Origin of the sequence: Streptomyces sp. NPDC048442 (genome assembly GCF_040651475.1) — a bacterium.
Taxonomy (GTDB): domain Bacteria; phylum Actinomycetota; class Actinomycetes; order Streptomycetales; family Streptomycetaceae; genus Streptomyces.
The window spans coordinates 163,501-186,078 of record NZ_JBEZKB010000001.1 but is presented as its reverse complement, the minus strand read 5'-3'; the positions used below and the strand labels follow the sequence as shown (position 1 = coordinate 186,078).

General features: G+C 71.3%; 25 protein-coding genes. 18 read left to right on the top strand and 7 right to left on the bottom strand.

Annotation, left to right across the window (positions count from 1 at the left end):
- Positions 1 to 16: 16 nt before the first annotated feature.
- A complete protein-coding gene (locus AB0D18_RS00905; protein ID WP_362410607.1) occupies positions 17 to 997 on the top strand; it encodes a hypothetical protein in 981 nt (326 codons plus the stop codon).
- An 84-nt stretch (positions 998 to 1,081) separates the two neighbouring features.
- On the opposite strand, the gene AB0D18_RS00900 is transcribed toward AB0D18_RS00905, so the two are convergent.
- Positions 1,082 to 2,251 (bottom strand): FAD-dependent monooxygenase, encoded by a 1,170-nt coding sequence (locus tag AB0D18_RS00900; RefSeq protein ID WP_362410604.1) that lies wholly within the window; start codon positions 2,249 to 2,251, stop codon positions 1,082 to 1,084.
- A gap of 304 nt (positions 2,252 to 2,555) precedes the next feature.
- Between AB0D18_RS00900 and AB0D18_RS00895 the strand changes: the two genes are divergently transcribed.
- From AB0D18_RS00895 to AB0D18_RS00870, 6 genes are all read left to right on the top strand, one after another.
- Positions 2,556 to 2,969: a VOC family protein gene (locus AB0D18_RS00895; protein ID WP_362410601.1), complete on the top strand. Its 414-nt coding sequence runs from the start codon at positions 2,556 to 2,558 to the stop codon at positions 2,967 to 2,969.
- A gap of 52 nt (positions 2,970 to 3,021) precedes the next feature.
- Positions 3,022 to 3,285, top strand: a complete 264-nt coding sequence (locus AB0D18_RS00890; RefSeq protein WP_362410598.1) for a CopG family transcriptional regulator — start codon at positions 3,022 to 3,024, stop codon at positions 3,283 to 3,285.
- Positions 3,282 to 3,716 carry a PIN domain-containing protein gene (locus tag AB0D18_RS00885; RefSeq protein ID WP_362410595.1) on the top strand — a complete coding sequence of 145 codons (435 nt, stop codon included), beginning with the start codon at positions 3,282 to 3,284 and terminating at the stop codon, positions 3,714 to 3,716. The genes AB0D18_RS00890 and AB0D18_RS00885 overlap by 4 nt, the downstream gene beginning before the upstream one ends.
- Positions 3,717 to 3,795: 79 nt before the next feature.
- Positions 3,796 to 4,428, top strand: coding sequence for a hypothetical protein (locus AB0D18_RS00880; RefSeq protein ID WP_362410592.1), 633 nt, complete (start codon positions 3,796 to 3,798; stop codon positions 4,426 to 4,428).
- A gap of 8 nt (positions 4,429 to 4,436) precedes the next feature.
- Positions 4,437 to 5,711, top strand: coding sequence for a sensor domain-containing protein (locus tag AB0D18_RS00875; protein WP_362410590.1), 1,275 nt, complete (start codon positions 4,437 to 4,439; stop codon positions 5,709 to 5,711).
- A 16-nt stretch (positions 5,712 to 5,727) separates the two neighbouring features.
- A complete protein-coding gene (locus AB0D18_RS00870) occupies positions 5,728 to 6,399 on the top strand; it encodes a response regulator transcription factor (RefSeq protein ID WP_362410587.1) in 672 nt (223 codons plus the stop codon).
- 70 nt (positions 6,400 to 6,469) lie between these two features.
- Here the strand turns inward: AB0D18_RS00870 and AB0D18_RS00865 are convergent, their stop codons facing one another.
- Complete coding sequence (locus AB0D18_RS00865) at positions 6,470 to 6,793, bottom strand: putative quinol monooxygenase (RefSeq protein WP_362410584.1); 324 nt, start codon at positions 6,791 to 6,793, stop codon at positions 6,470 to 6,472.
- Positions 6,794 to 6,912: 119 nt separating this feature from the next.
- On the opposite strand from AB0D18_RS00865, the gene AB0D18_RS00860 reads away from it, so the two are divergent.
- Together AB0D18_RS00860 and AB0D18_RS00855 are read left to right on the top strand one after the other, a co-directional pair.
- Positions 6,913 to 8,406 carry a ferredoxin reductase family protein gene (locus AB0D18_RS00860; RefSeq protein ID WP_362410581.1) on the top strand — a complete coding sequence of 498 codons (1,494 nt, stop codon included), beginning with the start codon at positions 6,913 to 6,915 and terminating at the stop codon, positions 8,404 to 8,406.
- Between the two features lie 329 nt (positions 8,407 to 8,735).
- Complete coding sequence (locus tag AB0D18_RS00855; RefSeq protein WP_362410578.1) at positions 8,736 to 9,518, top strand: TSUP family transporter; 783 nt, start codon at positions 8,736 to 8,738, stop codon at positions 9,516 to 9,518.
- A 13-nt stretch (positions 9,519 to 9,531) separates the two neighbouring features.
- Here AB0D18_RS00855 and AB0D18_RS00850 read toward each other — a convergent pair whose 3' ends face one another.
- Both AB0D18_RS00850 and AB0D18_RS00845 read right to left on the bottom strand, forming a co-directional pair.
- On the bottom strand, positions 9,532 to 10,212 hold the full coding sequence (locus AB0D18_RS00850) for a class F sortase (protein ID WP_362410575.1): 681 nt from the start codon (positions 10,210 to 10,212) through the stop codon (positions 9,532 to 9,534).
- 223 nt (positions 10,213 to 10,435) lie between these two features.
- Positions 10,436 to 11,140, bottom strand: coding sequence for a hypothetical protein (locus AB0D18_RS00845; RefSeq protein ID WP_362410572.1), 705 nt, complete (start codon positions 11,138 to 11,140; stop codon positions 10,436 to 10,438).
- Between the two features lie 265 nt (positions 11,141 to 11,405).
- On the opposite strand from AB0D18_RS00845, the gene AB0D18_RS00840 reads away from it, so the two are divergent.
- From AB0D18_RS00840 to AB0D18_RS00830, 3 genes are all read left to right on the top strand, one after another.
- Positions 11,406 to 12,053 carry an NAD(P)H-dependent oxidoreductase gene (locus tag AB0D18_RS00840; protein ID WP_362410569.1) on the top strand — a complete coding sequence of 216 codons (648 nt, stop codon included), beginning with the start codon at positions 11,406 to 11,408 and terminating at the stop codon, positions 12,051 to 12,053.
- 23 nt (positions 12,054 to 12,076) lie between these two features.
- Positions 12,077 to 13,816 carry an ABC transporter ATP-binding protein gene (locus AB0D18_RS00835; protein WP_362410566.1) on the top strand — a complete coding sequence of 580 codons (1,740 nt, stop codon included), beginning with the start codon at positions 12,077 to 12,079 and terminating at the stop codon, positions 13,814 to 13,816.
- Between the two features lie 137 nt (positions 13,817 to 13,953).
- Positions 13,954 to 15,783 carry an ABC transporter ATP-binding protein gene (locus AB0D18_RS00830; protein WP_362412072.1) on the top strand — a complete coding sequence of 610 codons (1,830 nt, stop codon included), beginning with the start codon at positions 13,954 to 13,956 and terminating at the stop codon, positions 15,781 to 15,783.
- A 69-nt stretch (positions 15,784 to 15,852) separates the two neighbouring features.
- Here AB0D18_RS00830 and AB0D18_RS00825 read toward each other — a convergent pair whose 3' ends face one another.
- Both AB0D18_RS00825 and AB0D18_RS00820 read right to left on the bottom strand, forming a co-directional pair.
- The gene (locus AB0D18_RS00825) at positions 15,853 to 17,133 is read right to left on the bottom strand and encodes a HAMP domain-containing sensor histidine kinase (protein WP_362410563.1); all 1,281 of its coding nucleotides are present in this window, start codon (positions 17,131 to 17,133) and stop codon (positions 15,853 to 15,855) included.
- Positions 17,130 to 18,044, bottom strand: coding sequence for a hypothetical protein (locus AB0D18_RS00820; RefSeq protein ID WP_362410561.1), 915 nt, complete (start codon positions 18,042 to 18,044; stop codon positions 17,130 to 17,132). The genes AB0D18_RS00825 and AB0D18_RS00820 overlap by 4 nt, the downstream gene beginning before the upstream one ends.
- A gap of 201 nt (positions 18,045 to 18,245) precedes the next feature.
- Here AB0D18_RS00820 and AB0D18_RS00815 point away from each other — a divergent pair, with 201 nt between their 5' ends.
- On the top strand, positions 18,246 to 18,575 hold the full coding sequence (locus tag AB0D18_RS00815; RefSeq protein ID WP_362410558.1) for an I78 family peptidase inhibitor: 330 nt from the start codon (positions 18,246 to 18,248) through the stop codon (positions 18,573 to 18,575).
- A 53-nt stretch (positions 18,576 to 18,628) separates the two neighbouring features.
- On the opposite strand, the gene AB0D18_RS00810 is transcribed toward AB0D18_RS00815, so the two are convergent.
- The gene (locus AB0D18_RS00810; protein WP_362410555.1) at positions 18,629 to 19,342 is read right to left on the bottom strand and encodes an ElyC/SanA/YdcF family protein; all 714 of its coding nucleotides are present in this window, start codon (positions 19,340 to 19,342) and stop codon (positions 18,629 to 18,631) included.
- 175 nt (positions 19,343 to 19,517) lie between these two features.
- Between AB0D18_RS00810 and AB0D18_RS00805 the strand changes: the two genes are divergently transcribed.
- The 5 genes from AB0D18_RS00805 (at position 19,518) to AB0D18_RS00785 (ending at position 22,571) form a co-directional block, all read left to right on the top strand.
- Positions 19,518 to 19,688, top strand: coding sequence for a hydrophobic protein (locus AB0D18_RS00805; RefSeq protein ID WP_362410552.1), 171 nt, complete (start codon positions 19,518 to 19,520; stop codon positions 19,686 to 19,688).
- Positions 19,689 to 19,938: 250 nt separating this feature from the next.
- Positions 19,939 to 20,292, top strand: a complete 354-nt coding sequence (locus AB0D18_RS00800; RefSeq protein ID WP_362410549.1) for a PRC-barrel domain-containing protein — start codon at positions 19,939 to 19,941, stop codon at positions 20,290 to 20,292.
- Positions 20,293 to 20,434: 142 nt separating this feature from the next.
- On the top strand, positions 20,435 to 20,896 hold the full coding sequence (locus tag AB0D18_RS00795) for a GNAT family N-acetyltransferase (protein WP_362410546.1): 462 nt from the start codon (positions 20,435 to 20,437) through the stop codon (positions 20,894 to 20,896).
- A 145-nt stretch (positions 20,897 to 21,041) separates the two neighbouring features.
- Positions 21,042 to 21,233 carry a hypothetical protein gene (locus AB0D18_RS00790; RefSeq protein WP_362410543.1) on the top strand — a complete coding sequence of 64 codons (192 nt, stop codon included), beginning with the start codon at positions 21,042 to 21,044 and terminating at the stop codon, positions 21,231 to 21,233.
- A gap of 54 nt (positions 21,234 to 21,287) precedes the next feature.
- Complete coding sequence (locus AB0D18_RS00785) at positions 21,288 to 22,571, top strand: deoxyguanosinetriphosphate triphosphohydrolase (protein ID WP_362410540.1); 1,284 nt, start codon at positions 21,288 to 21,290, stop codon at positions 22,569 to 22,571.
- The last annotated feature ends 7 nt before the right edge of the window (positions 22,572 to 22,578 follow it).

Here is a 22,578-nt window from a genome sequence, read left to right as displayed (position 1 = left end):
CGAACGGTTCGCAGCGATGACCCAACGCGTCGGATTCTTCCGCGAGTTCACCCATGACGAGTCCGGCACCGACCCCTCGGTCCACGACGCGGTGTGCACGCACGCGCTGTACGACGAGGCGGGCATCGTGGCCTACCTGGAGTCCGGCACCGAGATCTTCACCTCGATGGGCGCGGACCGTGATGTCGTCTCCGGCGACGAGTGGGTGTCCGCCGGTTCGCTGAACACGGACGGAAAGTGGCTCTGGCCCGAGGAGCTCGCCCATTATGTAAGGCGCCACCACCTGGACCTCCCCGCGGACTTCCTCGCGGACGTACGGGCCGCGCAGTACGCCCCGCAGGCCCTGCCGCCCGGACGCGGCGCGGAGATCTTCCGGGAGGTCTTCGGCGACGTTGCGCAGGAGCAGCCGGAGGGCGGCTTCTTCGCCTGGTACCTCACCGGGTTCACCCCGGAGCGCGCCGCCCGCCTGCTCTCCCGGCTCGCGGCAGCCGGTCTGCCGCACCGCCACCGTCTGACGGACACGGTGTACCTCACACGTACGGAGAAGGGTGCGACGGCCGAGCTGCCGGTCGCCGACGGGCAGGACCCGGCCGCCGCACTCGCGGATCCGGGCGACGGCGAGGTCACCCTCTACCTGCGGTTCGAGGGGGACACCGCGGTCGCGCTGCGGGTGCGCCGGCTCGACGCGGCGACGGTCACGGCCGTCTTCGACCTCGTGGGTCTCGTCGAACCGGAGCGGGAGCAGGTGGTCGCCGCACTGGTCCGGGTGCTGGACAGGTTCCGCGACGACTGCCGGGGCTTCGTCCTGGACCGCGGCGGCCGCAGCGCGCGCGGCGACTGGGACGGGCTCTACCGGGACGGAACCTGGCCCAGGGCCCCGTTCCCGGACAGCGTCGCGGTCGGCGCGGAGGTCGGCGGCCGCCCGGCCGGGTTCGCGCAGCTGTCCCCGGCCTCGTACGGCCACCTGACGGTCTTCAACCGGAGCGCACGCCCGTAGCCCCGGCAGCCCTCAGCAGACCGGCACCCCTCAGCAGTCCTTCACTCTTCAGTAGCCCTTCGCCCCTCAGCAGTCCTTCACCCCTCAGTAGTCCTTCACCACGTACGAGTTGGTCACCTCGGACATCTCCGGTCCTTGGAATTCCTCGCCCGCCTGCTGCGCCTCCACCCGCGCCTTGTTGGTGTACGCCAGCTCCTGGTTCGCGGTGACGAAGTCGCGCAGCTCGCGCTCGTACGCCGCGAAGGCCGCGGTGTGGTCGCCGTTCGCGGCCTTCAGCTCGCCCGCGAGGACGTACGCGCCGATGATCGCCATGCTGGTGCCCTGCCCGGACAGCGGCGATCCGCAGTAGCCGGCGTCGCCGACCAGCGCGACCCGGCCGCTGGACCAGGAGCCGGCCTTCACCTGGGCCATCGAGTCCAGGTAGAAGTCGTCGGCCTGCCACATGTGCTCGATCAGGCGCGGGAAGATCCAGCCCTTGTCCTGGAACTCGTCGGCCATGATCTGCTTCTGGGCCCGGACGTCGCGGTAGTCGTAGGAGAAGTCGCTCTCGTGCTCAAGGCCGAGATAGGCACGCACCTCCTTGTTCTCGCGGACGCTCATCACCAGCCCGCCCCAGTTGGAGCCGGCCGCCCGGAAGGCGATCTGCCACTCGTCGAGGTCGAGGAAGTTGGGCGCCGACCAGACGGCGAGGACGGTCCCCATGTGGGTGACGAAGTCCTCCTCCGGGCCGAAGGCCAGGGCGCGGGTGCGGGAGTGCAGGCCGTCGGCGGCGAAGACCAGGTCGAAGGTGCGGGGCCCGGTGCCGTTCCTGAAGGTGACGTGCACGCCGTCGTCGTCCTGGGCGAGGGTGTCGATCGAGTCGTCGAAGAGGTACTCGACCTCGGGCCCCTCGGCGTCCGCGACCGCTCCGACGAAGACGGCGGACAGGTCGTCGCGGAGGATCTCGATATCGGGACTGGCCAGCTCGCCGCCGCTCATCGTCTGCTCGGTGGAGCGGAACTGCTCCTCGCCCTCCGGGCTCATCACCGACATGCCCCGCATACGGACCCGCCTGGTGTGCGTCTCCTCCAGGGCGCCCATCCGCTCCAGGACCTGGAGCGCGGCCCCGCGCACGTCGACGGCCTGGCCGCCGGGGCGCAAGCCCGGCGTCAGCTCGACGACCGTGACCTGGAACCCGTACCGCTTCAGCCAGTGGGCGAGGGCGGGGCCGGCGATGCTGGCGCCGGATATCAGGACGTGCTGGGTGCGGGACAAGAGAGATCCTCCGGGGGTTCGCGGGCCGACGGCACAAGTGTGGGCGGGCCCCACTCCCGCCGGGGACAGGAACGTTCAAGTCCGCGCACGCATCGGGCAAAGGGCGGGCCGGGGCCGCGCCGGGGCAGGCCGGGTCCGCGACGGGGGCAGGCCGGGGAGGATCAGACCCGGCCCGGGGCGTCGTTCGAATCCTGTGCGAGATTTCTGCTCCGCGGGCGATGATTCTTCGGGCCGCTCCCGGTCTACATCTGTGAAGGCTGCGGCAGACGGGCCGTGCCGGACGAGAGAGACAGGGACACCGACCATGGCGACGTACCAGCAGATGATCTTCCTGAACCTTCCGGTCAAGGACCTGGAGGCCTCGAAGAACTTCTTCGCCAAGCTGGGCTACACCTTCAACGCCCAGTTCAGCGACGACAGGACCGCGTCGATGCCGCTCAGCGAGTCCATCGTCGTGATGCTCCTGACGGAGCCGCGCTTCAAGGAGTTCACCAAGAAGGAGATCGCGGACTCCGCCACCACCACCGAGGCACTCATCGGGATCAGCGCCGAGAGCCGCGCCAAGGTCGACGAGCTGTGCGACGCGGCCCTGTCGGCCGGGGCCACCCCGTCCGGGGACCCGCAGGACCACGGCTTCATGTACGGCCGTTCCTTCCAGGACCTGGACGGGCACAACTGGGAGGTCATCTGGATGGACCCGGCCTCCGTCGAGGGCTGAGCGGCCGACGCGGCCCACGGAGCCGCGGCGGGATGTGTACTACCCTTGGTACATGACTCTGAAGCGGACCAACGTCTACGCCGACTCCGAGGACCTCGCCCTCATCAAGGAAGCGGCGGCACGCCAGGGCGTCTCGGAGGCCGAAATAATCCGTGAGGCGATCCACCTCGCGGCGCTGTCGCACCGCGTCTGGGACGAGCCGTTCGTTTCGGGGAAGTTCCGGGGCGGCGGGGCGCGGGCCACCGGGGGCGTCGTGCGGGACGCGGTCGCCGACGCCGCTCGGCGCGACAGGGCCGCGACGGAGGGCGATCGGTGATCGTCATTGCCGGTACGTCGGCCCTGGTCGCGGCGTACGACGCCGACGACCCGGAGACCGACGGGTGCGAGCGTGCCATGGGCCGGGCAGGACTGCTCGTCGTCTCGCCGCTGGTGCTCGCCGAGGTCGACCATGTGGGCACCCGCATTCTGGGGCGTGCGGGGGCCCGGACGATCGTGGGAGACGTGCGGCGGCACGCGAAGGTGATGCGCGCGGTGGTTCCGGAGATCACGGGTGACGTCCTCGATCTCGCCGAGGGAGTGCGGGACAGGTACGCCGCTCTCGATCTGGGCCTGGCGGACGCGGTCAATGCGGTGCTGGCCTCCGTCTACCGCACCGATGCCGTGCTGACGCTGGACCGGCGGGACTTCCGGGCGATCCGGCCGCTCACCACCCACGCGTCGTTCCGGCTGCTGCCGGACGACATGTGACGGAGGTTCGGTTTACCCCACCCCGGGGTTCCGTACTGGCACCCTCGTGAGGAGCGCCCGCGTTCGCGAGTCTTGAGGCATGGACATCGCAGCGCAGTCGCAGCACGTATCCGCGGGGCCCCTCGCCGCACCGGAGCACCGTCGTCGCTTTCCCTCCTGGCGGGTGATCCTGCGGGAGCCGTTCCGGGCCGGGACCTGGCGGCGGGTCGCCTACCTCGTCCTCGCCCTGCCCGTCGGGCTGTTCTGCATTCCCCTCGCGCTGGCCGGCGGACCGGTCGGGCGAATCCAACTCGCCCTGGCGAAGCGGGTATTGGGGGAGGAGTTCGAGGTGCGCGAGCGGGCCGGGGTGCTCGGCGGCGTGCACGCCGTGGTCAGTGCGCCGCTCAACCTCGTCGCGGCGGTCGTCGTCTTCTACTGCTGGTTCGTCGTCGCGATCAACGTCGGCTTCCCGCTGCGGATCGACAACGACCCCACCCAGTCCTGGGGCGGGCCCACCCTGGCCGGTGCCTGGGCGGTGCACGCCCTCGGCGGAGGGGTGACCTTCCTCTTCCTCGCGCCGTGGATCGCCAAGGGGTTCACCGCGCTGCAGCTGCGGCTGGCCAGGGGGTTCCTGGGGCGGGACCGGGGCGGGCTGAAGCCGGCCGCCCTGACGGCGGTGGCGGTCGTGGTGATCTGCGGCCTGCTGTCCGTGCCGATCATCCATCAGTTTTAGTGGACGTCATGCGCCGTCACCTCAAGGTCCCAGCCCTCCTCCCAGCCCTCCTCCGCGCGTTTCTCCATGCCGTCCTCGCCTTTTCGCTCGCCCTGGTGGCAGCCCTGCTCGTGCTCGTCGGGCTGCTCGTCGGCGGGGTGCTGTCGGTCACCGCGTTCGGGCCGTGGCTGATCGCGGCGACCGTGCGGGGTGCGGTGGGGATCGGAGCGGCGCAGACCTTCCTCGCCCGGCGGCTGCTGGGGCTGGAGGTCGAACCTCCGGTACGGCCGGCGGCGGCAGGCCTGTTCGGCTGGCGGCGGGCCGTCCTCGCCGACCGGGCCGCGTGGCGGGCGGTGGGATGGGCCTTCGCCGCCCCGGTGCTCGCCGCGCCGGCCCTGGTGGCCGCGTGCGTCAGTTACGTGTACGGGCTGCTGTACCTCCTGCACCCGCTGCTCCGGCACATCAACTACACGGCGGTCCGCGCCCCCGACGGCACCGAGCGGCGCGTCTCGCTGGAGTGGTTCGGCGTCCAGATGGACACCTGGCCGAGGTGGCCGGCCGTCGTGGCGGTCGGCGCGCTGCTGCTCATCCTCGGGCCCCGGCTCGTACGGCTGGCCCTCCTCCCGTACGAGAAGGTCCTGCGCGCGCTCCTCGGGCCGGGAGCGGCCGAGCTGCGGATCCGCACGCTGGAGGAGACCCGCGCGCAGGCCGTCGAGGACGCCGCCGCGACCCTGCGGCGCATCGAACGCGACCTCCACGACGGCACGCAGGCCCGGCTCGTCGGGCTCGGCATGCACCTCACGATGATCCGCGAGCTGGTGGCGGGAGGGGCCGAGCAGGAGCAGGTCCTCTCCGTGGTCGAGACCGCCCAGGGCAATGCGAAACAGGCCGTCGCCGACCTGCGGAGCCTGGTCAAGGGCATCCATCCGCCCGTACTGGATCAGGGACTCGACGCCGCGCTGGCGACGCTGGCGGCGGACAGCCCGATGGACGTGGCGATACGGGTGGGGCTCGGCGAGCGGCCGCCCCCGGCGATCGAGGCGATCGCCTACTTCTGCACGGCGGAGCTGCTCGCGAACGCGGCCAAGCACAGCGGGGCGAGCACGGTGGAGGTCGAAGTGGTGGGAGGGGGAGGGGTGTTGAGCCTGGTCGTACGGGACGACGGGTGCGGGGGAGCGGTCGTCGGGGCCGGCAGCGGGCTGACCGGACTGCTCGGGCGGATCAGAGCGGTGGACGGGACGCTGGAGTGCGACAGCCCAGCGGGTGGGCCTACGGTGGTCCGCGTCGTACTGCCGTTCCGCTAGAAGGAGTTCCCAGGACATGCCACCGCCGTCGCCCCTGCGGGTCGTCATCGCCGAGGATTCCGTACTGCTGCGGGACGGGCTCGCGCAGCTCCTGGGAATGCGGGGCGTCGAGGTGGCCGCCGCGGTCGGTGACGCCGACGCGCTGCTCGCGGCGGTGGCCGAGCACCGGCCGGACGCCGCCGTGGTCGACGTACGGATGCCACCGACGCAGACGGACGAGGGGCTGCGGGCGGCCGTCGAGATCCGCCGGGCGCACCCCGGGACCGGGGTGCTGATCTTCTCGCAGTACGTGGAGACCACGTACGCGGCGCAACTGCTCGGCGGCGTACGCGGCGGCGCGGGCGTCGGCTATCTGCTGAAGGAACGCGTCGTGGACATCGGGGAGTTCGTCGACGCGCTGGGCCGGGTCGCGGCCGGCGGGACGGCGCTCGACCCGGAGGTGGTGGCCCAGCTGTTCGGGGCGAGCCGGCGCGGATCGGTGCTGGACGGGCTGACGCCGCGCGAGCGGGAAGTGCTCGGGCTGATGGCGCAGGGGCTGACGAACCAGCAGATCGCGGGCCGGTTCGTGGTGTCGGAGCGGGCCGTCGAGAAGCACGTGGCGAACATCTTCGCCAAGCTGGGGCTCTCGATGGAAGAGGGCGGGCACCGGCGGGTGCTGGCCGTGCTCAGGTATCTGGAGGAGGGGTAGGGCCGCTTCTGCGGCCCCACCCCGGGCGGGCAGGGCCACGGCGCGGCCCCACCCCGGGCGGGGCGAAGCGTCAGCCGACCTTCAGCTCGCCCATCTCGCTCCAGCCCGACGCACCCTCGATCGTCGTGCTGACGATCTCCGGGGTGTGGCGCAGCAGCGGGCGCATGGTCTCCATGGCGGCGCGGAAGTGGTCGGAGTCGACGTGGGCCCCGGCGGCGTCGTCCTGGAAGGCCTCGACCACCACGTACTCGTTCGGGTCCTCGACACTGCGCGACCACTGGAACCACAGGTTGCCCGGCTCGGCGCGGGTGGCGGTGGTGAACGCCTCCACGTGCCGCATCCAGGAATCGGCGTACTCGGGCTTAACGGGGAACTTCACGACAATAAAGATCATTGACCCATTCTAAGGCCGCCCTTAATCCTTGTTCAGGGCTCCCTCAAGGCCGCCTTAAGGATCGGCCCCAACGCTCTGACCAGGGCATTTCAGAGGTCTTCTGCGCCTAGCCTGCCGACGTGACGATCGAGGCCCCCGCACCTGCCGCTCCCGCACCGGACCCGGACTCCCACCCCGCGCTCTCGGCGTACCTGTCCCGTACGGGCGCCGCCGCGCGTCTGTCCCGTACGGGCGCCGCCGCGTATCCGTCCCGTACGGGCGCCGCCGCCGTGACCGCGGAACCGGTACGTGTGCGTACCCGGGAGGCGCCCCGGCTCTCCCCCCGCACCGTCCGTACCGGCATCGTCACCGGCGTCGGGGCCGTCTGCCTGATGTGGGGCGTGCAGGCCGTGCCGTCCTTCCGGCTCGACGCGCTCTTCGCCGCCGGGGCGCACCTGAGCGGACTGCTCGCCGGTTACGGGGTCCTCGTCATGCTCTTCCTGATGGCACGGGTGCCCGCCGTCGAGCACGGCGTCGGAGCCGACCGGCTCGCCCGCTGGCATGCGCTCGGCGGACGGTACGTACTGTCGCTGTGCGCCGGGCACGGGGTGCTCGCCCTGTGCGGATACGCGGCGCACCGCGGCACCGACCTCCTGTCCGCCACGGCCGAACTCCTCGGCTACGGCGGGATCCTGGCCGCAGTCCTGGGCACCGGACTCCTCGCGGCGGTCGGCGTGACCTCGGCACCTGTCGTACGGAAGAAGGTCACGCACGAGACCTGGCGGGCCGTGCACCTGCTCACGTACGCCGGCGCAGGTCTCGCCTTCGCGCACCAGCTGGTCGGCCCGGACGTCGCGGGCGGCCCCGTCACGCTGTGGCTGTGGGCGATGCTGCACGCGAGCGTCGCCGTGCTGCTGCTCTGGTACCGGGGCGTGGTCCCCGTACGGCAGGCGCTGCGGCACAGCCTGCGGGTGCGGGAGGTACGGGACGAGGGTCCCGGTGTCGTGTCCGTCGTCGTGCAGGGCATCGGGATCGGCGAACTCAGGGCGCAGCCGGGGCAGTTCTTCCGGTGGCGGTTCCTCCAGCGGCGGCTCTGGCACACCGCGCTGCCGTTCTCACTGTCGGCGCCGGTGAAGGACGACACGCTGCGGATCACCGTGAAGGCCGCCGGGGACCACACGCGGCGGCTGCGCAGGGTGCGGCCGGGGACGCGGGTACTGGCGACGGGCCCGTTCGGGGCGCTGACCGCGCACCGGCGGACCCGGCGCAAGGTGCTGCTGCTCGCGGGCGGCGTCGGCATCACCCCGATGCGGGCGCTCTTCGAGACGCTGCCGTGCGCGCCGGGAGAGCTGACGCTGCTCTACCGGGCCAACCAGGAGGGGCAGTTGGTGCTGCGCGCCGAACTGGAGGAGATAGCGCGCGAGCGGCAGGCCGGACTGCACTTCCTGCTCGGCGCGTCCGACTCGGCGTACGACCCGATGGCCCCGCAGGCACTGCGCGCGCTGCTGCCGGACCTCGCCGAGCACGACGTGTACCTGTGCGGGCCGCCGGGAATGGCGGACGCGGCGAGGGCTTCGCTGCTGCGGGCGGGGGTGCCGGAGTCGTGCATCCATGCGGAGACCTTCCGTTTCTGAACCCAGGCCCGAGTCCAGTCCCCAGCCCTCAGTCCCCAGCTATCAGCCCTCAGCCATCGGCTCCCAGCCCCCACCCCAGAGGCCCTTCATGGCGCGCCACCGCAGACCCGTTCCCACCCGCACCGCCCCTGTCGTCGACCGGGCCCGCAGGCAGGTTGCCTTCGGCCTCTTCGGGGTGAGTGCGCTCGCTGCGACCTTCCTGGCCGTAGCCGTGGAACCGGCCGCTCCGCCCGCCCCCGACCGGCAGACCGGCACAGTTACCTCAGATCTCGCTCAACTTTCACCGAAGTAAGTGGCCCAGCCAGCTTTCGGTTCGTACTGTCGTGTCCATGCCCGACATATCGATCACCACGGTCCTGATCCTCTGCCTCGCCGCGGCCGTGGCCGGGTGGGTCGACGCGGTGGTGGGCGGCGGCGGACTGCTGCTCCTGCCCGCCCTGATCGTGGGACTGCCGGGCAGCATGGCGAGCACCTTCGCACTGGGCACCAACAAGGCGGTCGCGATCGTCGGCACCACCGGCGCCGCGGTCACCTATGTGCGCAAGGCCCCGATCGACGTGAAGATCGCGGTCAGGATCGGCCTCGCGGCCCTGGCCGGGTCCACGGCGGGCGCCTTCTTCGCCGCCGGGATCAGCAACGAGGTCCTGCGGCCCATGATCATGGTGGTGCTCGTCGGCGTCGGCACCTTCGTCATCTTCCGCCCGAACTTCGGTACGGCTCCGGGCATGGGCCCCGCCACCCGGCAGCGGGTCGTCGCCGCGATCGCCCTCGCGGGCGTCGGCATCGGCTTCTACGACGGCCTGTTCGGACCCGGCACCGGCACCTTCCTCGTGCTCGCGCTCTCCGCGATCCTGCACTTCGACATGGTGACCGCCTCCGCCACCGCGAAGATCGTCAACGTGTGCACGAACGCGGGCGCGCTCGCGACGTTCGCCTACCAGGGGTACGTGCTGTGGCAGCTCGCCGCGCTGATGGCGGTGTTCAACCTGGCGGGCGGCATGCTCGGCGCGCGCACCGCGCTCAAGAAGGGCAGCGGGTTCGTACGGGTGGTGCTGCTGGTGGTGGTGTTCGCGATGGTGGCGAAGTTGGCGTACGACCAGTGGGTGAAGTAGCAGCCGGGCTCTCTCACTTCACGTGGGTCAGGTGGGCGTACGCGACCACGTTCCCCCGGTAGCCCTTGCCCTCGACGAAGCCGCCGCCGCAGGTGATCACCCTCAGCTCGGGCCGCGGCGCCCGGCCGTAGACCTTCCGCTCCGGGAAGTTCTTCTTGTCGTACACCTCGATCGCGTCGATCGAGAAGACGGCGGTGCGGCCGTCCTTGCGGACCACCTCGACCGTGTGGCCCTTGCGCAGGGCGCCCAGGTGGTAGAAGACCGCCGGGCCCTCCGCGGTATCGACGTGACCTGCGACGACGGCGGTTCCGGGGGCGCCGGGCGGGGTGCCGCCCTGGTACCAGCCGGCGATGTTCGGATTGTCCTCGGGCGGTACGTCGAGACCGCCCGCGGCGTCCAGCCCGAGCCGCATCATGGGTGTGTCCACCCGGATCTGCGGGATGCGCAGGCGCACCGGCTCGGACGGGGGGAGGGGTGCGGGAGCGGCCCGCCCGTCGGTCCGGTCGTCCGACCGTTCGCCGGTCAGGTCCGCGCGGCCGGGTGCGAACGCCTCGGCGGACGTCGGCTGCGGCGGCTCCCCGACGTCCGCCGAGCCGCCCCTGATCAGCCACAGCCCGGCGAGGGCGGCGAGCACGACGAGCGCGCAGTGGGTACGGAACCGGGCGGAGTCGGCGGGCACGGCAAAGGACGGCACGGAGGTCGCCCGGGGAGTCCGGGAAGTCCGAGGGGTGCGGGGGGTCCGGGGTGCCCGGGGGGCCCGGGGCGTGCGTGGAGAGCTGGGCGTCCGGCGGATCCTGGGAAACCTGGGAAACCTGGGCACAGCGCTACTCCGAACTCCGGCTCGTCGGTACGGCCCGTGCCCCCGCCCGGGACTCATGGTGAAGGGCGGGGACACGGGACGGTGGCCGCATGTGCTGCTAGCGCTCGCCGCTCGCCCGGCGGCGCAGCAGCCAGGTGCCGCCCACGGCGGACGCGGCCAGCACGGCCACCCCCGCCGCGATCTGGGGGGTGCCGGGGGCGGAGGCAGCGCCACCGACTCCGGTACGTACGTGCCCGGTGGGACTGGTCGGGTCGGTGTGGCCCGGGGTGGTGTGGCTCGGGTCGGTGTGGCTCGGGCTCGGGTGGGCTCCCGCGGTCACCCACAGGTCGCCCTTCGCCGACTTCCGGCCGTCCGCGCAGGACACGCTGATCCCGTACTCGCCCTTGGCGGTGTGCGCCGGAACCGTGAACTGGCCGACCAGCACCTCCTTGTGGGTGCTCGTCTCCATGGTGAAGTCGCCGATGCCGAGCGAGGACGCGTGGCCGGTGCCCTGCCCGCCGGGGCCGCACGCGGTGGTGTTGACGGTGACGACGGCGCCGGGCGGCACGGTCGCCGGGTTGAACTCAAGCCCTCCGTCGAGCGGCGCCTCGTCCCCGGCGAGCAGCGGCTCCTCCCCGGCCGCCGGCAGGTCCTCGGGGGCGAACGGCAGGTCCTCGGCCGCGACCGGCAGGCCGTCCCCGGCCACCGGCGGCTCCTCGGCGGCGAACGCGGTCCCGCCCAGGCTCCACGTGAGCACCGCGGCGGCGGCGAACGCGGCACCGGGCAGCCTGCTCCGGCGGGGCCTGGCGGTACTGCTGCGCATGGGTGCCTCCGGGCGTCGTCTCTCCCGTATCTCGTACGGGCTCTGCCTCCGAGATAAGCGGCGCGGCGCCCCGCCCGCCTCCCGAGAATCGGCCGGACGGGCTGATCCGGGCCGCCCCATCACCCGTACGCCACCACGTTCGGGCAGGTCAACGGGGGTCACGGCGTCTCGTCCCGGCCGCCGGACCGAACGGGTGACCCGCCGTCCGGCGGCCCGGGGCGCAGAGAGCTCCACGGCGGCGCTTGACCTCAAGTGAACTTGACGTATGAACCTTCTCCGCATGGACATCAACAGCACTGCATTCGACGCCTCTGCCCAGGCCAACTCCCTTGCAGGTAAGCCGATTCGAGTCGCCGTCATCATCGGCAGCAACCGCGAGGGCCGCTACGCCCCCGTCATCTCCGACTGGTTCCTCACCCGCGCCGAGGACTTCGGAGGGCTGGACGTCGACGTCGTCGACGTGGCCGGCATCGACCTGCCGACCGCGCTCTCCTTCAGCCCCTCCGACGCCGTGCAGGCCGAACGCGCCAAGGTGGCTCAGCGGCTGGCGGCCGCCGACGCGTTCGTTGTCATCACCCCCGAGTACAACCACTCCTACCCCGCGGGCCTCAAGAACCTCATCGACTGGCACGGCGCCGAATGGCATGCCAAGCCCGTCGGCTTCGTCTCCTACGGCGGCCTCTCCGGCGGTCTGCGCGCCGTCGAGCACCTGCGGCAGGTCTTCGCCGAGCTGCACGCCGTCACCCTCCGCGACACGGTCTCCTTCCACGGGCCGTGGGGGCAGTTCGACGAGGACGGGCAGCACACCAGCCCCGCGGAGGCCAACACCGCAGCCAAGTCCCTCCTCTCCAGGCTGACCTGGTGGGCGCACGCCCTGCGCGACGCCAAGTCCGTCCGCCCCTTCGCCGCATAGCAGCACGAGGACCGGTATCCACCATGAGAGAGATCCTCGGACTGCTCCGCCCCCGGATGCGTCCCCACCGCCGCACCCTCGCCCTCGTCGTCGCCCTCCAGCTCGCCCAGATCGCCGCGACCCTCTGCCTGCCCACCCTGAACGCCGACATCATCAACCGGGGCGTACTCACCGGTGACACCGGCTACGTCCTGTCCCGCGGCGGCGTCATGCTCGCCGTCACCCTCCTCCAGGTCCTCGCCTCCGGCGGAGCCGTCTACTTCGGGGCCCGGGTCGCGATGGGCATCGGCCGGGACCTGCGGGCCGCCGTCTTCTCCCGGGTGCAGGACTTCTCCGTAAGGGAAATGGGGCAGTTCGGGGCGTCGTCCCTGATCACCCGCACCACCAACGACGTCCAGCAGGTGCAGACCCTGACCGTGACGGGGCTGACCATGCTGGTCGCCGCCCCGCTGATGTGCGCCGGCGGCATCGTGATGGCGCTCAGCCCGGACGTGCCGCTCGCCCTGCTCATGCTGGTCTTCGTACCGCTGCTCGGCGGGGCCGTCGGCCTCATCGTCCGGCGGATGCCGCCCCTCTTCCGCTCCATGCAGGAGCGCGTCGACCGCGTCAACCGCATGATGCGCGAACAGATCACCGGCATCCGCGTCATCCGCGCCTTCGTCCGCGACAAGCACGAGCAGGAACGGTACGCCGAGGCCAACGCCGAACTGATGAGGGTCTCGCTGCACACCGGCCGGCTGATGGCGCTGCTGATGCCGACCATCCTGCTGGTGTGGGAGCTCGCCACCATCGCGATCATCTGGGTCGGCGGGCAGCGCATCGACTCGGGGTCCTTGCAGGTCGGCTCGCTGATCGCGTTCCTCGGCTATCTGATGCAGATCCTGATGGCCGTGATGATGACCGCGTTCCTGATGATGCAGCTGCCGCGCGCCGAGGTCAGCGCCGAGCGCATCCGAGAGGTCCTCGACACCGAGCCGAGCGTCGTACCGCCCACCGCGCCGGTGACCGAACTCTTCAGTCGCGGCCAACTCACCCTCAAGGAAGCCGACTTCAGCTATCCGGGCGCCGAGGAACCGGTACTGCGCGGCGTCTCGCTCACCGCACGCCCCGGCCGTACGACCGCCGTCATCGGCTCCACCGGCAGCGGCAAGACCACCCTCCTGAACCTGATCCCGCGCCTCTTCGACGCCACCGGAGGACAGGTCCTGATCGGCTCCACCGACGTACGCGACATCGAGGAGTCGCTGCTGTCCCGCACGGTCGGCCTCGTACCGCAGAAGCCGTACCTCTTCTCCGGAACGGTCGCCTCCAACCTGCGGTACGGAAACCCGGACGCCACCGACGCCGACCTGTGGCACGCACTGGACGTCGCCCAGGCCCGCGACTTCGTCGAAGCACTGGACGAAGGGCTCGCCGCACCCGTGGCCCAGGGCGGAACGAACCTCTCCGGCGGACAGCGCCAACGCCTCGCCATCGCAAGGGCGTTGGTGACCCGCCCCGGCATCTACCTGTTCGACGACTCCTTCTCCGCCCTCGACTACGCCACCGACGCGGCCCTGCGCGCCGCACTCGCCGAGGAAACCGCGGAGGCCACCGTCGTCATCGTCGCCCAGCGCGTCTCCACCATCCGCGGCGCCGACAGCATCGTCGTCCTCGACGAGGGCCGGGTCGTCGGCACCGGCACCCACGAGTCACTCATGCGGGACAACCAGACCTACCGGGAGATCGTCCTCTCCCAACTGACCGAGGAGGAAGCCGCGTGAGCACCGCAACGAAACCCAAGGAGGAAGAAGACCCCCAGCCCGGAACCGGTCCGGAAGCCAAGGCCGGTCCGGAAGCCAAGGGCGGTCCGGAAGCCAAGACCGGTCCGGGAGCCAAGGGCGGTCCGGGAGCCGGGGCCGTGCCTGAGCGGAAGGGGCCGCCGCCCCAGCGCGGGCCCGGTGTCATCGGTGTTCCGCCCCTGGAGCGGTCCCTCGACTTCCGCCGTTCCGGTCTTCGGCTGCTGCGGATGCTCGGCCCCGAGAAGCACCTCATGGCCGCCGTCCTCACCGCCGGAGTGCTGGCCGTCGCGCTCGCCGTCCTCACCCCGAAGATCCTCGGCACGGCCACCGACCTGGTCGTGACGGGCGCGAAGTCCCCCACCGGCATCGACTTCGAGGCCGTCGCCCGGGTTCTCCTCCTCGCCCTCGCCCTGACCGCCGGCGGCGCCGCGCTCACCTGGGTGCAGGTGCGGATCGCCATGGTCGTCGTACAGCGCCTCGGCTTCCGGCTCCGCGAGCGCGCCGAGACCAAGCTCGCCCGCCTCCCCCTCGCCCACTTCGACCGCCGGCCGCGCGGCGAGGTCCTCTCCCGCACCACCAACGACATCGACAACATCACCCAGACCCTCCAGCAGGCCTCCAGCCAGATGGTGCGCGCCCTGCTCACCCTGGTCGGAGTGGGCGCGATGATGTTCTGGATCTCGCCGCTGATGGCCCTGGTCACGCTCGCCACCGTCCCGCTCTCCGTCTACGGGGCGTACGTCATCGGCAAGCGCGCCCAGCCGCAGTTCGTGAAGCAGTGGGCGGTCACCGGGCGCCTCAACGGACACATCGAGGAGATGTACACCGGGCACGCCCTGGTGAAGGTCTTCGGCCGCAAGCGGGAAGCGATCGCCACCTTCGACGCGCACAACGACGAGCTGTACGCGGCGAGCTTCAGGGCCCAGTTCATCTCCGGCGTCATCCAGCCCGCGATGGCCTTCGTCGGCAACCTCAACTACGTCCTCATCGCCGTCGTCGGCGGTCTGCGGGTCGCCTCGGGCACCCTCTCCCTCGGCGAGATCCAGGCGTTCGTCCAGTACTCGTACGAGTTCAACGGCCCCCTCACCCAGATCGCCGCCATGGCCAACCTCCTCCAGTCGGGCGTCGCGTCCGCCGAGCGCGTCTTCGACCTCCTCGACGCCGAGGAGGAGTCGGCGGAGCCCGCCCACAGCGGCCGGAGCACACGCGTCACCGGCCGGGTCACCTTCGAGAACGTCGCCTTCCGCTACGACCCCGCCAAGCCCCTCATCGAGGACCTCACCCTCGCCGTCGACCCCGGCCAGACCGTTGCCATCGTCGGCCCGACCGGCGCGGGCAAGACCACCCTGGTCAACCTCCTCATGCGGTTCTACGAGGTCACCGGCGGCCGCATCACCCTCGACGGCACCGACATCGCCACCCTGCCCCGCGAGGAACTCCGCGCCTCGACCGGCATGGTCCTCCAGGACACCTGGCTCTTCGGCGGCACCATCGCCGACAACATCGCGTACGGGGTTCAGGGCGAGGTCTCCCGGACGCGCATCGTCGAAGCCGCCATGGCGACGTACGCGGACCGCTTCATCCGCACCCTCCCCGACGGCTACGACACGGTCGTCGACGAGGAGGCCGGGAACCTCAGCGCGGGCGAGAAGCAGCTCGTCACCATTGCCCGCGCCTTCCTCACCGAACCCTCGATCCTGGTCCTCGACGAGGCCACCAGCTCCGTCGACACCCGCACCGAGGTCCTCACCCAGCGGGCCATGAACTCCCTGCGCCACGGCCGGACCTCCTTCGTCATCGCGCACCGGCTGTCCACCATTCGCGACGCGGACGTGATCCTGGTGATGGAGGCGGGCCGTATCGTCGAGCAGGGCTCGCACGACGAACTCCTGGCCGCGGGCGGGGCGTACGCCCGGCTGTACGCGGCACAGTTCGCGGCGGCCGCCTGAGGGCTCTTGCGTACGGTACGAATCCAGGTCCGCACGGTACGAGGAGGGGGTGGGCCGGCAGCAGCCGGTCTACCCCTCCGTCACTTCCCCGGCCTCAGGCAGCGTGACGACCGCCACCGCGCCCCCGTCGTCCGGTTCGTTGGACAGCTCCACCTCCGCGCCGATCGCCCGCGCCTGGCCGAACGCGATCGTCAGCCCGAGCCCGGTGCCCTGCCCGCGCTCCACGGTCCCCGTGCGGAACCGCTGCTCCCCGTCCACCAGCATCGCCTGCGGGAACCCCGGCCCGTGGTCGCGGATCACGACGCGCGGGCCCTCGACCCGTACCTCCACCGGGCCGGTGCCGTGCCGGCGGGCGTTGGCGACCAGGTGGGTGACGATGCGCTCCAGCCGATCCGCGTCGGTCCTCACGTACGTGTCCTCGTCCGCAGCCGGCGCGGTGAACTCGCAGCCCAGCCGCCCCGTGGTGCTCGCCATCAGCTTCCCCAGCGGATGGGCGGCGAGGTCGGGTTCCTCCGTACGGGAGTCCAGCCGGGCCACTTCCAGAAGGTCCTCGGTGAGGGTGCGCAGCGCGGCCACCCGGTCCCGTACGAGCTCGGTCGGCCGGGACGGCGGCAGCAGTTCGGCGGCGGTCTGCAGCCCGGTCAGCGGGGTGCGCAGCTCGTGCGCCACGTCGGCGGTGAACCGCTGTTCGGCCTCGATGCGGCGCTGGAGGGAGGCCGCCATCGTGTTCACGGCGGCGGCCAGCTGGGCCACCTCGTCCTTGGTGGCCCCGGGGTCGCGGTCGCCGCCGGCGATACGGGCGTCCAGGTCGCCCTCGCTGATCCGGCGGGCCGTCGAGGCGGCGGTACGCAGCGAACGGCTCAGCCGGGAAGCCAGCGCCGCCCCGCCGACGGCGGTCAGCGCGACGACGACCGCGCCCCACACCACCAGGCTCCGGTCCAGGTCGCGGATCTCGGCGCGCTGGGCGCCCAGCGGCAGCCTGACCGACAGCACCTGGTCGCCGATCGGGCGGGCCGCCCACACGGCGGGGGAGGACCCGGACAGATCGAGATAGGTGTTGCGGCTCCCGGCGCGGGCGTCGGCGGCCAGTGCGGCGGGCAACTCGGGGGAGTCGAGGGCGGAGCCGGTGTCACCGGGATCGACGTGCCCGGTCAGCTCGTACAGCTGCCGTACGCGGTACAGCTCGGCGATCGCGGACTCGCGGGCGGTGTCGGCGACCTGCGCGCTGCGCGCGTGGTGGATCAGCATTCCGATGGCCAGCGCCACCAGGGCGGCCCCGACGGCGGGCAGCGCGGCGATCTTCCAGCGCAGGCTGAGCCCGGCGGCGAACCCGCGCAGGCGGCGGATCACGGGGCCCCTGCCGGTGCGGAAGCCGGTGCGGAAGCCGGTGCGGAAGCCGGTGCGGAAGCCGATGCGGAGGAGGGTGCTGACGGGGGTGTCTGCGCCGGCGGAGGCACGGACTGCGGGACGCTCCTCCTGGAGGTGCCGGATTCCTGGTCCGGGTCCTGGTCCGGGTCCAGGTCCGGATCCTGGCCGGGGTCCTGCTCCGCGTCCGGCTCCTTCGCCGTGCTCTCCGTACGGAAGCTCCGCACCTCGCTGACGGTGATCATCCGCTTGCCGTCCCAGCGGTAGCGGATCGACTGCTCGCCGCCGTCCGCCTCGGCGCTGCGTACGACGAGATCGACCCCGATCGCCTCGACGACCGGGCGCAGGCCACTGGTGTGGAGAATCGGCACGATCTTCCCCTCGCGCACCGTGTACACCGCCAGCACCACCCGTCCGCTCTCCAGGTCCATCGCGCTGATCAGCTCGGCCTTCCGGTCGCCGGTCAGATCGTGCAGCACGGCAGGCCGGATCCCGGGACTGCCGGGCTTGTCGACGGGCCCGCGCCGCGTCAGCCGCCGCATCCGCGGGTCGGCGCGCAGGACGTCCAGCTGGTCCATGGCGGCGAGCCCGCCCGGGGGGACGGCGGGCGAGTCGGGCAGCGGGTCGGGGGCGCTCTGGAGCTCCGGGTCGGTCACCGCGTCCGACAGCGAGGGCGAGGCGGGGGTCCAGGCGGGCCACAGGGTTTCGGGCTGCGGCTGGGACTTGGCGGCCGGGGCGGGCTCACCCTGGCCGAGACCGGCGGGCGCACCGCACCCGGTCAGCAGAACACCGCAGGCGAGCGCGGTGAGGGCCACCGTGACGGCCAGGGCCGGGGCCGGGGTTGAGGCCTGGGCCGGGACCGGGACGGCGGGGAGCGGTCCGCTCGTTCTGCGCATGCTGCTCGTTCTGCTGGTACGGACACAGGGGGCTCCCCGAGCCTATGTACCGAGCATCACGGCAACCCGGACATTTTGTAACAACCATGCGTACGCTCCGACTCGGTCCGGCTTTTTTCGCCGGTGGGGCAGACACGCGATACACCCGAACGGGTGGTGCGGGTTTGGAAGTTGGGCGTGGCCAGGAGCAATGTGCCGTGCATGCACAGCTCTCACCTCAAGACCCTGTTCACGGCAGCGGCCCTGGCGGCGACGTTCTTCGCTCCCACCGGTGAGTCCCACGCGGCCGAGTCCCAGCCGGCGGTGGCCGTCGCACCCGACTACGACCAGTGGATCGGCAAGACCCTCGTACGGAACGGTGCGGCCGACCCCTCCGACGTGCCCGCCGACCGTCTCGTCCACGAGCGGGACATCCCGAAGCCGTACCGGATCGTCAGGCCCGGTTCCTTCCTCACGCAGGAGTACATGCCGGACCGGCTCAACGTCCACGTGGACGACGAGAACCGGATCACGCGCATCAACTTCGGCTGATCCCGAGTCTGATCCCGAGTCTGATCTACGTCATCCGGTCGGCGGCCAGTGCGTCAGCGGGCAGGTCCCCCTGCCAACGCCTCGGTCACCCCGGTTTCCCGCTCACCGAGAAAGTGCGGATCGGGCTGGAACGCGGCGTCCAGTGCGGCCTTCCCGGCGGCGAACACCTCGCGGACCCCGCCGTAGTACCAGGTCGTGTCGTGCACGTCGTCGACCCCGACGCCGAAGCCCTCGACTCCCGCCGCGTCGCACAGCGCGACGGCCCGCCGTATGTGGAAGGCCTGGCTGATCAGTACGGCCCGGTCGACGCCGAAGATCTTCTTGGCCCGCACGCAGGAGTCCCAGGTGTCGAACCCGGCGTAGTCGCTCACGACGTGCTGGTCCGGCACGCCGTGCCGCACCAGATAGCTCCGCATGGCGTCCGGTTCGTCGTACTCCTCGCGTCCGTTGTCCCCCGTGACGAGCACGACCCGGACCTTCCCCGCCCGGTACAGCTCGGCGGCCGCGTCCAGCCTGCGTGCCAGATACGGCGTGGGCTCGCCCTTCCACAGCCCGGCCCCGAAAACCATCGCCACGTCCCGGTCCGGCGCCTGACCGGTCTCCCCTACCCGCCCGCCGGTGGCCGCGTACGTCCACGTCGACGGCAGCAGTGCGAGCACGCACCCGGCCATGACGGCCTGCACCAGCCGCCGCTTCGCCCGCCGACTCCTCGGCAGTCGCATCTTCGGCAGCCGGGGCCACTTCACACTCGGTCGCCCGAACCGCATGACATTCCCCCTGGTGGTACCCGTTGGCTCTCCGTCCGTTGGACGCTCGGGCGCAGCGGATAGTTCCCCGGTCCGTGCGGCGGACGGCCTCCGGGGCGGCCGGCGGAATTCTTTCGAATGTGGTGTGCATGGCAGGGAATTGCCGGGGCACACGTCTGCCTGGAGGTTGATAACCATGGTTCCCCTGCTACTCGTACTCCTGCTGATCCTGATCCTTTTCGGTGCGGGATTCGCAGTCAAGATTCTGTGGTGGATCGCCATCGCGGTGCTGGTCCTCTGGCTTCTGGGATTCGTTGCCCGTTCCGGAGGTACAGGTGGTCGAAGGGGCCGCTGGTACCGCTGGTAGGAAAGGTGTGACGCCGGAGCTGTAGGGCGGTGGCGAAATTCGGGTGGCCCGGAAGATTCCCTTCCGGGCCATCCGTACGCCGTCCGCGGCGAATTCCGGCCGGAGCGAGACCGTCCGGGAAACCCCGTGTAGAGAAGAGAAGTCCGGGCACCCGTCCGGCAGAGGGAAAGCCGCACGCCATTGAGCGGCTGCTTTCCCGGTAAGAAATGCATGCAGAATGCGCCAACTGCCTACGATGAAGGAGCCATTCATGAGCGAGAACATCTGGGGCTACCAGCCGACCGTCGGCCACCGGGCGGGCACCAGCCTGACCGGGTTCAAGGTCGAGGCGACCGACGGCAGCATCGGCAAGGTCGACAAGCACTCCGACGAGGTGGGCTCGGCCTACCTCGTCGTGGACACCGGCGTCTGGATCTTCGGCAAGCACGTGCTGCTGCCGGCCGGCACGGTCAAGACGGTCGACGCGGCCGAGAAGAAGATCTACGTGGACCTGACCAAGGACCAGATCAAGGACGCGCCCGAGTTCGACAAGGACAAGCACCTCGGCGACGCGGGCTACCACGAGCAGATCGGCGGCTACTACGGCAAGCACCGCCGCATCTGAGCGGTGGGCGTGCGGTCGTGAACGCCGCGTGCGGGGCCGGCCGGGAGAGCGTCCCGGCCGGCCCTCGCGCGTGGGCCGCGTCACCGCACGGAGCGGCGGTATTTCCCTGGATCCGCACGCAGGGAAACCGAATACTCGCCCCATGACGACGGACGACAAGAACAACGCCAAGAACGACAAGAGCAACGACAAGAACACCCTGCGGGTCGGCGAGGACGACAAGGAGCTCGCCGACCGGCTCGACAAGGAACTCACCGCCTTCAACAGCGACGCCACCGGTGCGTACGACGAGCAGGAGCTGTCCGTGCGCGTCACCGACGAGGACGGCGAACTCGTCGGCGGCCTCACCGGCTTCACCTGGGGCGGCCTCGGCTCCATCCACATGCTCTGGGTGCGCGAGGACGCCCGCCGCGACGGCTGGGGCAGCAGACTGATGCGGGCCGCCGAGGAGGAGATGCGCCGGCGCGGCTGCGACCGGGCGATGGTGTCGTCGTTCACCTTCCAGGCGCCGGACTTCTACCAGCGACTGGGGTACGAGGAGACCGCACGGCTGCCGGGGATTCCCGGCGGGAACCAGGACGTCTTCTTCTTCAAGAAGCTGTAGCCCGTCGGAAGCCGCGGCCCTTCAAGGAGCCGAGGGCCGGGTTCCCTCAAGAGGCCGCAGCGGCAACGGAGTTGGCGCCGAGTGACGGTCGCAGCCGTCACTCCCGCGCAACGCCGCCGCAATCTCCGAACGGGAGGATCGGGACATGACGACAGAGTCGGCATCACCGCGAGAAGCACACGGGGACCCCGCGCGCACACCCGGCGAACCCCTTTCCCTGCCCCTCGACAGCACCGCCGAACTCCTCACCCGTATCACCGCCCAGCTCTCCGCCCAGCTCGGCCGGGTGTCCCTCGACGGGACCCGGACACCACCGGGGTCGCCCGCACCTGCCTGACCTGCACGCGGCGGGTGGGGGCGACTGTCGGTGCCTGCGGTTACGGTCGTCGTTATGGAAAGCACCGGATACGACTCGGCCGCGACGCAGCGCTGGGACGCCGAGCCCGACAAACGGCCAGGCAGGACCGCGTTCCAGCGCGACCGCGCCCGTGTGCTGCACTCCGCCGCGCTGCGCCGCCTGGCGGGCAAGACCCAGGTGGTCACACCCGGTTCGCGGAGCCAGGTGTGGGACTCCAGCCCCCGCACCCGGCTCACCCACTCCCTGGAGTGCGCCCAGGTCGGCCGCGAACTGGGCGCCGCCCTCGGCTGCGACCCCGACCTGGTCGAAGCGGCCTGCCTCTCCCACGACATGGGCCACCCGCCCTTCGGACACAACGGCGAGCAGGCCCTCAACGACTTCGCCAAGGACTGCGGCGGCTTCGAGGGGAACGCCCAGTCGCTGCGCCTCCTCACCCGCCTCGAACCCAAACGCTTCGTGCCCAGCGAGGAGACCGGCGAGCTCGTCAGCGTCGGCCTCAACCTCACCCGGGCCGCCCTGGACGCCGCCACCAAGTACCCGTGGCCGCGCGGCGGCCACCCCGCCGACCCCGGCTCGGTGAAGTTCGGGGTGTACGAGGACGACCTCCCCGTCTTCCGGTGGGTGCGCGAAGGCGCCCCCGAGTTCGGCAAGTGCTTCGAGGCCCAGGTCATGGACTGGTCCGACGACGTCGCGTACTCGGTGCACGACTTCGAGGACGGCCTGCACGCCGGCCACCTCGACCCCAACCTCCTGTACGCCGAGCCGGAGCGGCGCGAGATCTACGAGGTGGCACGCGGCCGTTACGTCCCCGAGGACACCGACCCCGCCGAGCTGGCCGCAGCCCTGGACCGGCTCATGGAACAGGAGTGGTGGCCGCACGGCTACGACGGATCGGCGCTCGCCCAGGCCCGCCTCAAGGACGCGACGAGCCAGCTCATCGGCCGTTTCTGCACGGCGGCGGAGTCCGCGACGAGGGCCGCCTTCGGAGGCGGCCGGCTCACTCGATACGCGGCGGAACTGGTCGTCCCGCGCGAGACGCGCAACGAGTGCGCGGTGCTGAAGGCGGTCGCCGACCGGTATGTGATGCAGCGTGAGGAGCAGGAACGGCTCCGCGCCGACCAGCGCATCGTCATCGCGGAATTGGCCGAGGCGCTGACGATGCGGGCGCCGGGGGAGGGCCTGGACCCGCAGTTCCGCGCGCTGTTCGACACGGCACCGGACGACCGGGCCCGCAAACGCGTCCTGGTCGACCAGATCGCCGCACTCACGGACTCCTCGGCGAGATCGCTGCACGGGCGGCTGACGGCGCGGCGCTGATTCAGCG

Bases quoted from the DNA above. Each gene is read 5' to 3' on its own strand.
- AB0D18_RS00905 (WP_362410607.1), top strand. From the start codon at position 17: ATGACCCAACGCGTCGGATTCTTCCGCGAGTTCACCCATGACGAGTCC.
- AB0D18_RS00895 (WP_362410601.1), top strand. From the start codon at position 2,556: ATGGCGACGTACCAGCAGATGATCTTCCTGAACCTTCCGGTCAAGGAC.
- AB0D18_RS00890 (WP_362410598.1), top strand. From the start codon at position 3,022: ATGACTCTGAAGCGGACCAACGTCTACGCCGACTCCGAGGACCTCGCC.
- AB0D18_RS00880 (WP_362410592.1), top strand. From the start codon at position 3,796: ATGGACATCGCAGCGCAGTCGCAGCACGTATCCGCGGGGCCCCTCGCC.
- AB0D18_RS00875 (WP_362410590.1), top strand. From the start codon at position 4,437: ATGCGCCGTCACCTCAAGGTCCCAGCCCTCCTCCCAGCCCTCCTCCGC.
- AB0D18_RS00870 (WP_362410587.1), top strand. From the start codon at position 5,728: ATGCCACCGCCGTCGCCCCTGCGGGTCGTCATCGCCGAGGATTCCGTA.
- AB0D18_RS00865 (WP_362410584.1), bottom strand. From the start codon at position 6,793: ATGATCTTTATTGTCGTGAAGTTCCCCGTTAAGCCCGAGTACGCCGAT.
- AB0D18_RS00855 (WP_362410578.1), top strand. From the start codon at position 8,736: ATGCCCGACATATCGATCACCACGGTCCTGATCCTCTGCCTCGCCGCG.
- AB0D18_RS00845 (WP_362410572.1), bottom strand. From the start codon at position 11,140: ATGCGCAGCAGTACCGCCAGGCCCCGCCGGAGCAGGCTGCCCGGTGCC.
- AB0D18_RS00840 (WP_362410569.1), top strand. From the start codon at position 11,406: ATGAACCTTCTCCGCATGGACATCAACAGCACTGCATTCGACGCCTCT.
- AB0D18_RS00835 (WP_362410566.1), top strand. From the start codon at position 12,077: ATGAGAGAGATCCTCGGACTGCTCCGCCCCCGGATGCGTCCCCACCGC.
- AB0D18_RS00820 (WP_362410561.1), bottom strand. From the start codon at position 18,044: ATGCGCAGAACGAGCGGACCGCTCCCCGCCGTCCCGGTCCCGGCCCAG.
- AB0D18_RS00815 (WP_362410558.1), top strand. From the start codon at position 18,246: ATGCACAGCTCTCACCTCAAGACCCTGTTCACGGCAGCGGCCCTGGCG.
- AB0D18_RS00810 (WP_362410555.1), bottom strand. From the start codon at position 19,342: ATGCGGTTCGGGCGACCGAGTGTGAAGTGGCCCCGGCTGCCGAAGATG.
- AB0D18_RS00805 (WP_362410552.1), top strand. From the start codon at position 19,518: ATGGTTCCCCTGCTACTCGTACTCCTGCTGATCCTGATCCTTTTCGGT.
- AB0D18_RS00800 (WP_362410549.1), top strand. From the start codon at position 19,939: ATGAGCGAGAACATCTGGGGCTACCAGCCGACCGTCGGCCACCGGGCG.
- AB0D18_RS00795 (WP_362410546.1), top strand. From the start codon at position 20,435: ATGACGACGGACGACAAGAACAACGCCAAGAACGACAAGAGCAACGAC.
- AB0D18_RS00790 (WP_362410543.1), top strand. From the start codon at position 21,042: ATGACGACAGAGTCGGCATCACCGCGAGAAGCACACGGGGACCCCGCG.
- AB0D18_RS00785 (WP_362410540.1), top strand. From the start codon at position 21,288: ATGGAAAGCACCGGATACGACTCGGCCGCGACGCAGCGCTGGGACGCC.